The organism is Paenibacillus sp. yr247 (genome assembly GCF_900103825.1).
In the GTDB taxonomy this organism is placed as follows: Bacteria; Bacillota; Bacilli; order Paenibacillales; family NBRC-103111; genus Paenibacillus_E.
Map to the genome: position 1 here is coordinate 36,613 of NZ_FNIF01000023.1, position 13,867 is coordinate 50,479.

At 45.6% G+C, this 13,867-nt stretch carries 13 protein-coding genes; 2 read left to right on the forward strand and 11 right to left on the reverse strand.

All coding sequences use genetic code 11. From position 1 onward, the window contains the following. Positions 1–75: 75 nt before the first annotated feature. The 3 genes from BLT91_RS24425 to BLT91_RS24435 all read right to left on the reverse strand — a co-directional run bounded on the left by BLT91_RS24425 (position 76) and on the right by BLT91_RS24435 (position 2,581). Positions 76–921: an ATP-dependent DNA ligase gene (locus BLT91_RS24425; RefSeq protein ID WP_254777131.1), complete on the reverse strand. Its 846-nt coding sequence runs from the start codon at positions 919–921 to the stop codon at positions 76–78. Positions 922–1,098: 177 nt separating this feature from the next. Further along, positions 1,099–1,887 carry a TrmH family RNA methyltransferase gene (locus BLT91_RS24430; protein ID WP_254777132.1) on the reverse strand — a complete coding sequence of 263 codons (789 nt, stop codon included), beginning with the start codon at positions 1,885–1,887 and terminating at the stop codon, positions 1,099–1,101. Positions 1,888–1,921: 34 nt separating this feature from the next. Next, positions 1,922–2,581, reverse strand: a complete 660-nt coding sequence (locus tag BLT91_RS24435; RefSeq protein ID WP_090825930.1) for a potassium channel family protein — start codon at positions 2,579–2,581, stop codon at positions 1,922–1,924. Positions 2,582–2,738: 157 nt separating this feature from the next. Between BLT91_RS24435 and sspI the strand changes: the two genes are divergently transcribed. Next, the gene (sspI, locus tag BLT91_RS24440; RefSeq protein ID WP_056829385.1) at positions 2,739–2,942 is read left to right on the forward strand and encodes a small acid-soluble spore protein SspI; all 204 of its coding nucleotides are present in this window, start codon (positions 2,739–2,741) and stop codon (positions 2,940–2,942) included. A gap of 43 nt (positions 2,943–2,985) precedes the next feature. Here sspI and BLT91_RS24445 read toward each other — a convergent pair whose 3' ends face one another. The 4 genes from BLT91_RS24445 to BLT91_RS24460 form a co-directional block, all read right to left on the reverse strand. Beyond that, positions 2,986–3,729: an MtnX-like HAD-IB family phosphatase gene (locus BLT91_RS24445; RefSeq protein ID WP_090825933.1), complete on the reverse strand. Its 744-nt coding sequence runs from the start codon at positions 3,727–3,729 to the stop codon at positions 2,986–2,988. Between the two features lie 113 nt (positions 3,730–3,842). Continuing rightward, positions 3,843–4,937 carry a Gfo/Idh/MocA family protein gene (locus BLT91_RS24450; RefSeq protein WP_090825936.1) on the reverse strand — a complete coding sequence of 365 codons (1,095 nt, stop codon included), beginning with the start codon at positions 4,935–4,937 and terminating at the stop codon, positions 3,843–3,845. Positions 4,938–4,957: 20 nt separating this feature from the next. Then, on the reverse strand, positions 4,958–5,587 hold the full coding sequence (locus tag BLT91_RS24455) for a ThuA domain-containing protein (RefSeq protein WP_090825939.1): 630 nt from the start codon (positions 5,585–5,587) through the stop codon (positions 4,958–4,960). 113 nt (positions 5,588–5,700) lie between these two features. Beyond that, positions 5,701–6,732, reverse strand: coding sequence for a LacI family DNA-binding transcriptional regulator (locus BLT91_RS24460; protein WP_090825942.1), 1,032 nt, complete (start codon positions 6,730–6,732; stop codon positions 5,701–5,703). Between the two features lie 267 nt (positions 6,733–6,999). On the opposite strand from BLT91_RS24460, the gene BLT91_RS24465 reads away from it, so the two are divergent. After that, positions 7,000–8,364, forward strand: coding sequence for a putative bifunctional diguanylate cyclase/phosphodiesterase (locus BLT91_RS24465; protein ID WP_090825945.1), 1,365 nt, complete (start codon positions 7,000–7,002; stop codon positions 8,362–8,364). Here BLT91_RS24465 and BLT91_RS24470 read toward each other — a convergent pair. The 4 genes from BLT91_RS24470 to zwf all read right to left on the reverse strand — a co-directional run bounded on the left by BLT91_RS24470 (position 8,359) and on the right by zwf (position 13,849). Continuing rightward, entirely contained in the window at positions 8,359–9,153 is a 795-nt protein-coding gene (locus BLT91_RS24470; RefSeq protein ID WP_090825948.1) for a YheC/YheD family protein, read from the reverse strand. The two genes, BLT91_RS24465 and BLT91_RS24470, sit on opposite strands and share 6 nt — an antisense overlap. Positions 9,154–9,519: 366 nt before the next feature. Beyond that, on the reverse strand, positions 9,520–11,103 hold the full coding sequence (locus tag BLT91_RS24475; protein ID WP_090825951.1) for a peptide chain release factor 3: 1,584 nt from the start codon (positions 11,101–11,103) through the stop codon (positions 9,520–9,522). A gap of 45 nt (positions 11,104–11,148) precedes the next feature. Continuing rightward, positions 11,149–12,219, reverse strand: a complete 1,071-nt coding sequence (locus tag BLT91_RS24480) for a metallophosphoesterase family protein (RefSeq protein ID WP_090825954.1) — start codon at positions 12,217–12,219, stop codon at positions 11,149–11,151. A gap of 94 nt (positions 12,220–12,313) precedes the next feature. Then, positions 12,314–13,849, reverse strand: coding sequence for a glucose-6-phosphate dehydrogenase (zwf, locus tag BLT91_RS24485; protein WP_090825957.1), 1,536 nt, complete (start codon positions 13,847–13,849; stop codon positions 12,314–12,316). Between the last annotated feature and the right edge of the window lie 18 nt (positions 13,850–13,867).

Consider the following 13,867-nt stretch of genomic DNA (forward strand, 5'->3'; position numbering starts at 1 on the left):
CATTTATGTAAGTGTAAACAAAAAAAGACTGTATTCACCACTTCCTCCTTTGGTGATTTCAGTCTTTTTGTTTGCTCAGATAACGAATTCCATGAAAACGGGTGATCGAAGTTTTCCACTTTTGGTCCAGTTTCTTGTCTTAATCCTTGCCATGATCCGTGGTTCCATATATGCAAAATTCTTGTCTTCCTTGAATACTAAGCGTTTCTTCACACCATCTAACGCTTTTTTGTGGATGGGTGTTACACCTAACTCAATGACCCCGACTGGGAACTTGGATCCATCGGCTGCATCAATAGAGGCTAGTAAGGCAAAATTATTTTTTCTATAACCGGAAATGTAGACTTCCGCATAAGTCCAGTTGATCACCTTTTGCCATTGGTTGGAGCGTTTTTCTATTTCGTATATGGAATTCTCTTTTTTTGATTTAATGATTATACCGTCAAGTCTCTGTTGACGGGCCCGCTCAAAATAATCAACTGCATTACCCTCAAACACTTTAACCTTTTTATAGTTCTCATTTTCAATGAAAGCCAGGTCCAACAGCTCTTTACGCTTGAGTAAGCTTAGACCCGTGACGTCAATTCCTTTGTATCTCAAGATGTCAAATGCGCAAAATATCACAGGAGTCTTGTTTTTCTTAGATAAGAACCTGGCCGACATGGCTTCAAAGTCTGGTTTCCCTTGATCATCAGCAACAATTAATTCACCATCAAGTATTGTTCCTTCCGGCAGGGGGCAATTAAATAACTCAGGGAATTTATTCGTGATCAAGTCATTTTGCCTCGTGTAAACATAGAGTTTATCCATATTGGAAATAATACATCGTAAACCATCTAATTTTAATTCCGCTATATGATTTTTACTGTTAAATGGCTTATTATTCTTTGCATTATACAGCAGCATAGGAGAAATGAACATTTAGTATCACCCTATACTAAATGATACTTCACTGTTATACATCTGCCTAATGGAACTTGAAGGAAAGAAGAGCCGGAGCATCTAACCAGGGCTTCTTATTGTTTATTATTGCACATAGCAGAGGAGGATCATGATCGATCCTCTTTCTTGACCAAAAATGTTGAAAAATCTCACAAGTCAGACTTTATTGTTGTTGTAAACCAACCGCTGTCGCGAAGCCTCAAACAGCAGCACGGTCGCCGCCATCGCGACATTCAGTGATTCCGCTTTGCCCTGCATCGGAATAATGACCTGCACATCCGATTGCGCTTCAACCTCCGGCGACACGCCCTTGCCTTCATTGCCGAGGATCAGCCACGTCGGCTGCCGCAGGTCTGTGTCATAGCACGAGCGCTGTGCCTGCAGGCTCGTGGTCACAAGCCGCACGCCGCGCTCACGCGCGCGCGGCAATAACAGGCTAAGATCTGCCTCCACTATCGGCAGATGATACATCGATCCCATCGTCGAGCGGATCGTCTTGGGATTGTACAGATCGACCGTGCCGCGGCCGAGCACGACTGCACTGGCCCCGACGGCATCTGCGCTGCGGATAATCGTGCCGAGGTTGCCCGGGTCCTGAACGCCGTCCAGGACGACGACAAGATCATGCTCTCCAGCGAACAGCTCGTCCATGCCAAGCTGCGGTCGAGCCACAACGGCTAGTACGCCTTGCGGCGTCTGGGTATCCGAGCATTTCTCCAAGACGGCCTGGCTAACGCCGACCCATTCCACAAACGGAGCCTGCTGGGCTAATCCAACAGGCACACCCTTTTCCAAGCTATAAACAATGGTTTTAACCGAAGCCTCTGCACGCAGTGCTTCCTCCACCAGATGGTAACCCTCGATGATATATTTCCCTTGTTTGTCCCTGCCCCGGCGCTCTAAGAGCTGCGCCCATTCTTTGACTCTGGCATTCTGAACAGACATGATTTCTGTATGTATACTTGTCATTTATCTTTACCTACTCCGCAAAAGTCACTTCAAAAGTTTGAAGATTTGAATTTTCACCGACAATAACCAAAATATCTTCCGGTCTAAGCGATTCTTCCGCACTTGGCGGAATGATCAGCTTTTCATTTTGTTTGATCGCGATAACATTACAGCCATATTTGGCTCTAATATCTAGTTGTTTAAGGCTTTTGCCAACCAATTGGCGGGACACTTTAATCTCCACGATGCTGTAATCCGCAGATAACTCTATATAATCAACGATATTAGAAGAAATAAGATGATGCGCCACACGCTGTCCCATATCTCTTTCCGGATAAACGACTTTGTCTGCGCCAATTTTTTTTAACACTTTGCCATGCAGATCATTAACAGCTTTAACGACTACCGTAGGGATGCCCATTTCTTTGAGAATTAATGTCGTCAAAATACTCGCTTGAATATCCTCGCCAATAGCCACCACGACAACGTCAAAATTACGAATACCTAAGGCTCGGAGCGCTTCTTCATCCGTAGAATCTGCTTGAACGGCATGCGTGACAAGAGCTGAAATATCTTGTACCGTCTCTTCGCGAGAATCAATTGCCATGACTTCAAATCCTAATTGGGACAACGTTCTAGCGACGCTGGACCCGAATCTTCCCATCCCAATAATCGCAAATTGTTTTCTCATCGGTTGGTGTCCCCCAAATTCTTAAGATATTTTAAAATTATAACATAATTGCGACCCACAACTCACTATTCAAGGGAAGGTGTTAAGTGTGAAAGGATGAACCGTCCGAAACTTGCGCATATTAGTAACGATAACGACATGGAAGCGAGGTCCACGAATGAACATCACCTTAAGACAGGCCATTGTCCAGCGAGTCCAAAATAAATCGAATGATGAACTTCAAGAAGTTATTGAGGATTCCATCGGCGGAGAAGAACGGGTATTGCCCGGACTTGGTGTGCTTTTCGAAATCATATGGCAGCATAGTGAAGCAAACATTCAAAACCAACTCGTAGAAACACTTAAAGAGCATCTCGAATGACGCCATTCAATCAAGCTAGCTAGGGGGCTGCTCCCGCGTTCCCTTAGCTGGTTTTATCTTCAAGTTCAAGAAATTTACATGAAGCTGGGAATCGTCCTCTTAGGCGGCGATTCGCTGTGCCATTTAGATAAGAAGGCCAAGTCAATCTTAGTATGCTCAAAATATCATGAAACGTCTCAAATGGATAAAAATTTGTACCTTCCTCCGTCAAATACCTGGCAAGACTCCCACGTGCAAAAATCCAATCGGCAAAGCCGGAACCATAATAATCACTGCTGCCATCTCCAATGTAAATGACAAGCCAACCATCCTCTTTTAACTGCTTGACGACACTCGCTTTGCAGCATCCGCACCATTTGCATGCCGCATTCGTATTTTGAACGCCGAATTGAAATTCACCATCTGTCGAGTATTGAATCGGATTCCCGATAATACGGTTAACTTTCATCTGCTGGCGACTTAAAATTTGCTCAATATAGTAAAGCATACCATCACTCAACACCGTAACCGGCACATCTTTCTGCTGGCAAAAATCAATAAAATCCCGCGCCCCATCCCGCAAATTCACGCTCTCAATCAACCGATCTACCTGCTCCTGCTGACCGGCAAGTAGGGGGTAAGCCGCTTCAATCCATGCCAAAGAGCCCACCTTTTTTTCCCGAAAAAGACGTGAAGCTTCAATAACCTGTTTTTCATTTAACACGCCTAATTCTTCCATCAACATATCGCCAACATCCTGCTCCATCAAGGTTCCATCAAAGTCTGTCACCACAGCTATTTTTGGCATGGCTAATTAGTCCTCCAATCACGAGTGCTTTTTCCCGAGAAACGACACAATTCCTCCGCAAAATAAACAAAAATCCCCCTCTAACGCAAAGAGGAGGATGCCCATATATATTATTATAGCACGGAATCTGGTGACAGCGGGGCTGGTTTCTCACAGCTGCTTTGCATTACATAATGCTTGCCTGAGTCGGACGCATCATGGAAGCCATGCATCGCCTCCAGCACGTGGTAAGCCAGCTGCCCGTTCGCACGATGTGCATCACTTTCGCCGCTCATCAACGCTTGAGCCATGGCCGCAACACCTAAACCGCGGTGGTTTTCTTTGTAGCCATGCGACAGAGGAATCGGTTCCCAATCAGAACCCCCTTTGCGGATAAGCACCTGACCGCCGAATGTATTCGGATCTGGTACGCGTATGGAGCCTTGGCTGCCGTAGATTTCAATGTTCGGCAATTGTGTGCCTCCCATAATATCGAAGCTTGTGACAAGTGTAGCAATTGCACCGCTATGGAAATCAAGCACGCCCGCAATATGTGTAGGTGTTTCTACCGTGATTTTCTGTCCGCGTTTTTTCTCGCTCTTTATCGTGCGCTCTTGGAAGCTTATTCCTGCCGAACCTGTTACTCGGCGAATAGGCCCAAGTAAAGCCACTAGCGCTGTTAAGTAATAAGGACCCATATCGAACATCGGGCCGCCGCCTTTTGCATAATAAAATTCCGGATCCGGGTGCCAGTGCTCATGGCCTTTGCCCATCATGAATGCCGTTGCCGCAATCGGTGTACCAATCCAGCCGTCATTAATCAGCTTCACGCACGTTTGTATCCCTCCACCGAGGAATGTATCCGGTGCACTGCCTACCAGCAATCCCTTGCGATGTGCAACTTCCAGAATCTGCAGACCTTCTTCACGGGTAACGGCAAGCGGCTTCTCCACATACACGTGTTTGCCCGCTTCCAGTACTTGAATACACACTGCGGCGTGTGCTGCCGGAATCGTCAAATTGATCACAATATCAATATTAGAATCATTTAATAACTCTTGCACGGTATACGCATGAGGAATACTAAATTCCTCCGCCCGAGCCTTTGCTCTGTCCATATCGATATCGGCACACGCTAGCAGCTGCAAATGCTCAAAGTTAGGAATATTTTTCATATAGGCTGCGCTAATATTCCCGCAACCGATAATACCAACTTTCTTCTTACTCATCTCTTGCTTCCCCCTTTTCGTTATCGTGTTGCCCACAGCAAGCCACGACGCATTAATTTCAGTGTTTCTGGCATACGAACAATGTTGGCTTGATGGCCAAGCGAATTATAATATACCTTGCCCGCTCCATAAGTTTTGGTCCATACAACCGGCATCTCCACATCACCGAAGTCTGTAACCGCATGTACGTGAATAGCTGGATCCACATGCATGTAATACTTTTCCGACACAACGACGAAATCCTCCATGCCCGCTGTCAAAGGATGCTGGCGATCCTTGATCCGAACCGTATACGTGACCCCGTCATTTCCGGGATGCGCAACCCATTGACCGCCAACCATGTGTTGATACTCGACTTCATTACGGAAGGAATCTCCCATGCCGCCATGACAACCTGCGATACCGGTTCCGCCTTCTTTCACCGCTGCGATTAATGGTTTCAACTGCTCGCTCCCAATTTTACCCATGGTCCATACAGGCACGATGAGATCAATGCTCGCCAAACGCTCTGCGTCCTTGAAGCTGTCCAGTGTATCGGATACTTCCACGCCAAAGCCTTCCTCGCGCAGCAGCCCAGCGAAAATTCCTGCCACCTCTTCGGGCTGATGACCATCCCAGCCGCCCCAGACAATCAATGCTTGTTTACTCATATGCCATAAGCTCCTCTCTATACTTATCTATCATTAAACTTCGCTGATACTCATCCAACGACGCTGCGCAATCGATCATTTGGTTATTTCCCAATTTTATATGCCATGGCTTCTTATTTATTGTGACTGCTCTTCGAAGATTGTCGCACAACCAACCGGGTCGGCAGCTTAATACGTGGATTGTTCGCGCCTTCTCCATGCAGCACACCTGCAAGGACTCCGCGCGCCGCCTCTTTACCCATTTCATAGAATGGCACATTAATACTGCTCAGCGGGGGATCGCTCAGCTTGGCGGCATCCGAGTCATCACAGCCGACAACAGCGAAGTCTCGCCCAGCGATCCAACCTCGTTCTCGGAGTCCTTGCATCAAACCGATCGCCATTCGATCATTGGCTGCAAATATCGCTTCCACTTGTTCACGATGCTCCCACAACTGATCTGCGGCTTCATAACCGCTTTTGCGGCTGTAATTGCCTTCGAGCAGCAGCTCAGGCAGTACCTCTAAGCCAGCATCACACATCGCTTTCATGTAGCCCTGAAGTCTGTCGCCAGAGTTCGAATAATGAGGCGAACCGTTCAGGAAAGCAATTTTCCGATAACCCTCATCCTGCAAATGCCGAACAGCCTGATAGCTGCCCTCTACATGATCCGCGTCCACCTCGTGAAAGGATAAACCCTCGAATCGTTGATTTACCAAGCAGAAGGGAAGCCCCTGATCCTGCAGCTGCTCAAGCGATTGCCGCTGCTGCGGAGTATCAATAGAACCCAAGATGACACAAGCATCCACTTTCTGCGAACGATAGAGTCGGGTATAATCCAAGCTCTCATCCGGTTTCAGGAGAGACAACAGCATATCGTAGCCTTGCTCTCTCACTTGTTCCCCTATACCGCTTAATATTTCGGCGAAATAATACGCAGAGAAGAGATGCACTTTAGGCATATAGGGAAGCACTACGCCAAGATTACCACTGCGTCTTCGTGCGAAGCTTTGTGCAATGGCATTCGGATGGTAATCAAGCTGCTTTGCTGCTGCTAGCACACGCTCTCTGGTAGCAGGCTTCATGGGTCCGAGCCCATTGAATACACGGGATACGGTCGCTTCTGAAACCCTAGCTAATTCAGCAACCTCTTTTCTTGTCACCATGTAAAAGCCCCCATAAATTCATCAAATTAAACAACTATGTACACGCGTACATTTTCTCATTCATAAGCCATTTTTGTCAATACAAAGTTCCTGAAAATTATTTTCATCAAGATTCGACAATCTTATCAATCTCTAGTAATGAGAAATAAATTAAATGACCATATTTTGTAAAATAAACTAAATAATAATATTGTCTACAGCTTGCATTTCGTTTTATGATAAGAGTTAAATTAATATACAACTTTGATGTGGGAATGAGTGATAGCAATGAAAGCAGTCTGGCGCCTTTTTCACTTCGCCGCATCGACAACAATAAGTGCTCTCAGGAGCAACAAAAGAGTCACTCGAATTCACCATCGACAAGAGCTCCAAACATTGTTAAAAAAGTCTATTCGAAGTCATAACAGAGCTGCGCATTCAGCCCCTTTACGTACACTTCTCATCCTAGATATTGACCGTTTTCGACAAGTGAATTTCTCGCTCGGATACAAGTCCGGCGATCTTCTTCTAGAAGAAGTGGCCAACCGACTGCGGACCATACCTAATTGCAACCTAGTTGCTCAATCTGGGGATGATGAATTTGTGCTCCTTTTTCATGCAGACACCCAAGATCAGCTTTCACAAATCATTCAGAGCGTGCAGCATATTTTTGTGAAATCCTTCAGGGTGATGGAGCAAGAATGTTATATTAATGCCAGCATCGGTATGAGTGCTGTAGACATCTCACCAACTACGATCGAACAAGCATTGAATCAAGCAGATCATGCTCTCTTAGCTGCCAAACATACAGGAAAGAATAAACTTGTTACCTATAATTCCTTGCACAAGCCGCAGTTCACCAGTCAAATTCAGATGGAAACTGAGCTGCGTAAGGCGATACTTGAAAATCAACTCGTCCTATACTATCAGCCACGTCTTGAACTCTCAACCGGAAAAATCATTTGTCTGGAAGCCTTGGTGCGATGGAATCACCCAAAACATGGAATTCTTTCTCCTAATGAGTTTATTCCGCTTGCTGAAGCGAGCAGTTTGATTATTCCACTTGGTGAATGGGTGCTTCGCGAGGCTTGCCTTCAGAAGATGAGATGGCTGGAAACTGGCATTTTAGACTACCAAGTTGCTGTAAATATCTCACCCTGTCAATTCCGAGATGAAGGCTTTTCCGATAAAGCTATTCAGATTTTTGACCAAACCGGAATCAATCCTTCTTATCTGGAATTTGAAATCACTGAAAGCTCTATTATGCAAAATATGGAAAATACTGTAGCTATTCTGGAGAAGCTCTGTAAAAAAGGGGTTTCCATCTCCATCGACGACTTTGGAATTGGCTATTCCTCGCTCAATTACTTGAAGCATTTTCCAATCCATTGTTTGAAAATAGACCGTTCTTTTGTGAAAAATATACATAGTAATAAAGATGATTTGGCCATTACGAATGCCATCATTCACCTTGGACATGCCCTTAACGTACAAGTTGTTGCAGAAGGCGTAGAAGAATTGAGCCAGCTTGAAATATTGAAAGAAACTACTTGTACGACGATTCAAGGCTTTTTATTAAGTCCCCCTGTTTCTGTTTACGAAATTGAGCAAAGCTTTCATATGTATGACAGCAGACCGGTTATGAGTTCATAACCGGCCGTAAGCCTTGGCATAACGTCTTATTTTTGCAAATATTCGCTTGTCTTTCAATCTACGGAAAATGTAGGGATCCGGACTCGTATTAACCTCAAGAATCCATGGGTGCAGCTCATTGTCCAAGGCGACATCGACACCGATCTCCTTAACCCCTTTATACCGCGCATTAATTGCCTTTGCCACCTGTATCCCAAGAACATACAGCTTCTTAACATAAGCCTTCTGTTTATTTGCAGGTAAATACTTGTGCAGCAGAATATCAACCGGCTTCAATGTTCCCCCATTATGAAAATTAGTAACAACTTTGCTCGGATGAGCCACTCTGCCGATCACGCCTGTTGTCTCCCATTTCCGAAGAGGCGTTTGTTGAACCATGACACGAAGATCGAAGCGGTTTCCTTTGTACTTGAGTAGATGGATCCCTTTTTGTACGAGGTAATTCCGTTTTTTCGTCAATTTATGGATGGATGCATACATCTCTTGAAATGTTTTAAACTGTCTTAAGCGGACACCGGACTGATAAGAATAAAGCTTTCTCGCCCCATCCTCCGCCATTTCCACACGAATAACACCGTTTCCAAACATGCCTACATTCGGTTTGATATACACCATTTTATACTGGCTAAGCATTTGTTTTAGTGACTCAAGATTCATTTGTTTCGTAATGGGAACATATTCACGCAGCTTCACCGAAGCTTCTAGGGCCTTTGTTTTAGCTATTTTACTTGTGACGTACCTGGCATAACTGATTTTAATCGGTTTCTTCAAGGTCTTTTTCTTTTTCATGTTTTGCCTCCAGCTTCAGTCTATAGAAGTCGGCCATGATTGCGCTGTAGCATGCCAGTTGAATTGTTTAACGGCATGCTGCCGGGCCTGATTGGCTAAACTTTTCCCATTCTATTACGTTTGACCACAGCCACGTTACTCCGTGCAATTCGACGGAACCACCTAGAATTGGCGGCACTGGAAATTGTACATTGGCTATGATTAAGAGGTGCACGACTCTAGTTCACTTCTTTAGGGCTGGCAGAATGGCTACTTATTTACCCGTTCCTATTGTATGAAGCAAACCGTTCATCGGCTACTTAAATTGAAAGAAGAGGCGTGCCCCAGATGATGTTCTGGAGACAGCCTCTTCTTGATTTATAACACTTATGGCGCGCTAGTTAAAAACTTAGCATTTGGATTTTTCTCTATGGAAGATCTCAGCGCATACTCGCTTTCGAACAATCCGACGAAATTCCCTTTTTTATCCTTCACCAGCTGTGAATTAATCCGAAATTTACTTGGATCGAGCTTCTCATCGATAATCCAACGGGCGAACTGATAGTTCTGGCGCTGTAGTAGAATATCTACGCCATATTCGGACTTCATCCGATGTTCAAGCACTTCGAATTGCAGCTGACCGACCACACCAAGGATCATATCCTCGAAACCGATCGTCGTGAACACTTGAATCATGCCTTCTTCAGTCAGTTGATCTATCCCTTTAAGGAACTGTTTTTGCTTCAACGCATTTTTGATCGAAACTTTGCTGAAAAGCTCAGGTGAGAAAGTCGGCAGTTCATCGAATACAACCTCTTCCCCTTCGCTAAGGGAATCGCCAATGCGGAATATGCCTGGATCGAACAAGCCGATGATATCACCAGGAAATGCCTGTTCCACGATATCACGATCTTGTGCCAAAAATTGCTGCGGCTGAGCCAACTTAATATCTTTACCGATTCGTACATGCTTCACGGACATACCGCGTTCGAACTTTCCAGACACGATGCGAAGGAAAGCAATACGGTCACGGTGAGCCGGATTCATATTCGCTTGAATTTTGAAAACATAACCCGAGAATTTCTCTTTGGTAGGCTCAATAAGGCCCGCTGTGCTGTTGCGCGGTTCCGGTTTGGGAGCAAGCTGTAGGAAATTCTCCAGAAACGTCTGCACACCGAAATTGTTAACGGCACTGCCGAAGAAGACAGGTGTAAGCTCGCCCTTGAGTACTTTCTCCATATCAAAAGGATCTCCCGCTACATCCAGCAATTCAATATCCTGGCTTAATTGTTTATGCAGGAATTCGCCGGCAATTTGCTTCACTAATGGATCATCAACACCATCCACCTTGCGCACTTGAATGTCTTTGTGATCATCGCCTTGATACAGCTCCAATTGCGATTTACCGCGATCGTAAACACCGCAGAACTGTTTGCCCGATCCAATCGGCCAGTTCATCGGATATGAACGAATGCCGAGTACTTCTTCTAACTCCTCCAAGAGTTCAAACGGGTCGCGACCCTCTCGGTCCATTTTGTTAATAAACGTAAAGATCGGTATTCCGCGCATCCGGCAAACCTGGAATAGCTTCTTCGTCTGCATCTCGACCCCTTTGGCCACGTCGATTAGCATGACCGCGCTGTCAGCAGCGGTAAGCGTCCGGTAGGTGTCCTCACTGAAATCTTGGTGACCAGGTGTATCCAGAATATTAACGCGGTGCCCTTCGTAGTCGAACTGCATCACGCTGGATGTAACCGAGATTCCACGCTGCTTCTCAATTTCCATCCAGTCTGATGTTGCATGCTTGCTAGCCTTTCGGCCTTTGACTGTTCCGGCTAAGCGAATCGCGCCCCCGAATAACAGCAGTTTCTCGGTCAATGTTGTTTTACCCGCATCCGGGTGAGAAATAATCGCGAACGTACGTCGTTTAGCGACTTCCGTTTCGAGAAGTTTTGTGAGTTGCGTAGTCATTTGTTGGCTTGTTCCCTTCTTCTTTTACATAGGTGCTACCCATTATTAGGCATGGGCTTTTTGCAAATCGATACTCCAATTCGCTTCGTCAAGAAAAGTGCGGTTGCTAAACTCTCTGCCGCGTACAACAACCTTATCAGCGAATACTTGCACGTAAATTCCCTGTGCTTTATTCTTGGCTTCCTGCTGGTAGGCACGGTTTAGTGTTCTACCGACTGAAGCATTGTGGAAGTAATGGAAGGATTCTTGCACATAATGCGGAGTCCCATTCTGGAAATCTTGGTGCCGATGTCCGCAGAACACAAACACATTCTTATAGGGCTTTAGCGTCTCGCGGAACTGGATGGCACGCATTAATTGGTGCGATCCCCCATCTGTGCCATTCGGCGGCAGTGGCTGATGCGTCATCACGAACAGTGGTTTTCCAGGTTGATACAGGCTTTTCACCCGTTCTTTGAACCATGCCATCTGCTCATCGGAATACCAGGCACCTTCACCAACTTCCGGCTTTTCTTGCACATAGGCTTCTTGCGAGAGCAGCAGGATAGAGTGTCCCTTTGTAGTAAAATCATTGTAGAGTGTTTTGTAGCCAAAAAACTTCTTGAACTGCTCTCTGCTCACCGCATCACTTTTGCCGTTCGGAACGGCCGCTTGATCCCAGATATTCGCTTTATTAATCCAGATCGTGTAATAATCATGATTTCCCATGTTCGCATGAACAGGTGGAAGTTTATATTCACTTACAATGGTACGCAGCTCCTTATAATCTCGTTCCGTTCCTGTATCCGTCAGATCGCCTGTTAACATGATGGCATCAACAGGACCGTCGAAATGCGTAATATCATCCAGCGCTTGCCTTAATTTCTTACCTGTCAGTTCATCACCAATACTGACATGAAGGTCGCTTAATATAAAATAGGACATGAGCGGACCTGTTGGCAGCGTTTCACTCGAAGGTTGCGCCACAGCTTGAAGGGGCTCCGGTTTGATAGTTGATAAGGCGGGCTGATCATCCGACATAAACTTTTTCTTAACCATTTGACTAAAAAAAGCACTTAATCCAACCAATGCAGCCCCGATTGCCAGCAGCCATTTTATAAAAGCTCTTCGTGACATAAACGCACCTCAAGTATAAATAGTAATGTATTACCTATTATACCACAAAAAATCCAACAGGCAGAGTCGCCTATTGGATATTAATCTCATTACTTCAAGTTAAAACAATCGTTTTCTGAACAGCTTCCCAATCAACTTCGCCTTCATTTTGACCGTTAATCGGCCACCACTTAAAGCCGTCATCGCTCAGGAGCTTTGTTGCTTCTTCAGGGCCCCAAGAACCAGACGGATAGTGCTTCAGATCCTCCGTCTTCTCACTCCACGCGGCTGCAATGCGATCCACATAAGACCAAGCAAGCGCTACTTCATCCCAACGGGTAAAGTACGTAGAATCTCCACGTGTGGCATCATATAGCAAACGCTCATAGGCTTCCGGTGTATTGATGCCGATCTGGCAGCTTTGGCAGAAATCCATCGCTACGGGGACGATAACACCTTCGGATCCCGGCTGCTTCGCATTCATTTTCAAATAGATGCCTTCCATCGGATTGACACGGAAAACAAGCAAATTCGGCTCCAATTCATGCTTCTTGGCCAAGTAGACATTATTCGGGATGTTCTTGAATTCAACAACGACCTCTGTTGTTTTAACTGGCAGCCTTTTTCCCGTACGAATGTAGAAAGGCACGCCTGCCCAGCGGAAATTATCCACGTGAACTCTTGCCGCGAAATACGTTTCTGTCGTTGATTTTGGATTTACCGAATCTTCTTCGCGATAAGCCGGCAGCGCCTTACCTTTGGCGGAGCCGCTCGCATATTGACCGCGAACCACATTCGCACGAACGTCATCGCCGGATTCGAATAAACGCAGAGAACGCAGGACCTTCACCTTCTCATCGCGGATATCTTCCGGATGCAGACGGCTTGGCGGTTCCATAGCCATCATCATCAGCATTTGCAACATATGGTTCTGACCCATATCCCGCAGGGCGCCTGAGTGATCGTAATAACCGCCACGCTCTTCAACACCGACCGTTTCACTTAATGTAATTTGAATATTAGCTATGTATTTATTGTTCCATAGCGGTTCAAAGAAGGCATTCGCGAAACGAACGAACTCAATATTTTGCACCATTTCTTTACCTAAGTAATGATCGATACGGTAAATATCTTTTTCCTCGAACACTTGACGAAGTTGTCCATTCAATTGTTCAGCCGATGGAAGATCATATCCGAAAGGCTTCTCAATAACAAGACGATGCCAGCCTTTGGTTTTGAGCAATCCGCCTTCACTTAAGTTATAAGAAACGTTACCGAAAAGCTCTGGCGCCAGAGCCAGGTAGAACAACCGGTTTCCACCTGTATGATATTTATCATCCAGCTTCGCTGAGAGTACGTTCAGGTCATGGAAACCAGCGACATTATTGATATCCAGTGACATGTATTCAAAGCGCTGCGCGAAACGATCCCATTCCTTGTCGTCCGTAATCTTATAACGGGCAAAATCTTGAATCGAGTGCTTCACATCATCACGAAACTGTTCATTCGTGCGCGGTCTGCGAGCCAGACCCACTACCGCAAAATTATCCCCTAACTTCCCTTCACGATATAGGCTGTAGAAGGCCGGAAACAGCTTTCTTTTCGCCAAATCGCCCGTTGCACCGAAAATATAAAACACAGCTCCACTCATCTATGCATCATTCTTTCT

Excerpts from the sequence above, each read along its gene's own strand:
- BLT91_RS24450 (WP_090825936.1), bottom strand. The coding sequence starts at position 4,937 with ATGAGTAAGAAGAAAGTTGGTATTATCGGTTGCGGGAATATTAGCGCA.
- BLT91_RS24455 (WP_090825939.1), bottom strand. The coding sequence starts at position 5,587 with ATGAGTAAACAAGCATTGATTGTCTGGGGCGGCTGGGATGGTCATCAG.
- BLT91_RS24435 (WP_090825930.1), bottom strand. The coding sequence starts at position 2,581 with ATGAGAAAACAATTTGCGATTATTGGGATGGGAAGATTCGGGTCCAGC.
- BLT91_RS24475 (WP_090825951.1), bottom strand. The coding sequence starts at position 11,103 with ATGACTACGCAACTCACAAAACTTCTCGAAACGGAAGTCGCTAAACGA.
- BLT91_RS24445 (WP_090825933.1), bottom strand. The coding sequence starts at position 3,729 with ATGCCAAAAATAGCTGTGGTGACAGACTTTGATGGAACCTTGATGGAG.
- zwf (WP_090825957.1), bottom strand. The coding sequence starts at position 13,849 with ATGAGTGGAGCTGTGTTTTATATTTTCGGTGCAACGGGCGATTTGGCG.
- BLT91_RS24470 (WP_090825948.1), bottom strand. The coding sequence starts at position 9,153 with ATGAAAAAGAAAAAGACCTTGAAGAAACCGATTAAAATCAGTTATGCC.
- BLT91_RS24425 (WP_254777131.1), bottom strand. The coding sequence starts at position 921 with ATGTTCATTTCTCCTATGCTGCTGTATAATGCAAAGAATAATAAGCCA.
- BLT91_RS24465 (WP_090825945.1), top strand. The coding sequence starts at position 7,000 with ATGAAAGCAGTCTGGCGCCTTTTTCACTTCGCCGCATCGACAACAATA.
- BLT91_RS24430 (WP_254777132.1), bottom strand. The coding sequence starts at position 1,887 with ATGTCTGTTCAGAATGCCAGAGTCAAAGAATGGGCGCAGCTCTTAGAG.
- BLT91_RS24460 (WP_090825942.1), bottom strand. The coding sequence starts at position 6,732 with ATGGTGACAAGAAAAGAGGTTGCTGAATTAGCTAGGGTTTCAGAAGCG.
- BLT91_RS24480 (WP_090825954.1), bottom strand. The coding sequence starts at position 12,219 with ATGTCACGAAGAGCTTTTATAAAATGGCTGCTGGCAATCGGGGCTGCA.
- sspI (WP_056829385.1), top strand. The coding sequence starts at position 2,739 with ATGAACATCACCTTAAGACAGGCCATTGTCCAGCGAGTCCAAAATAAA.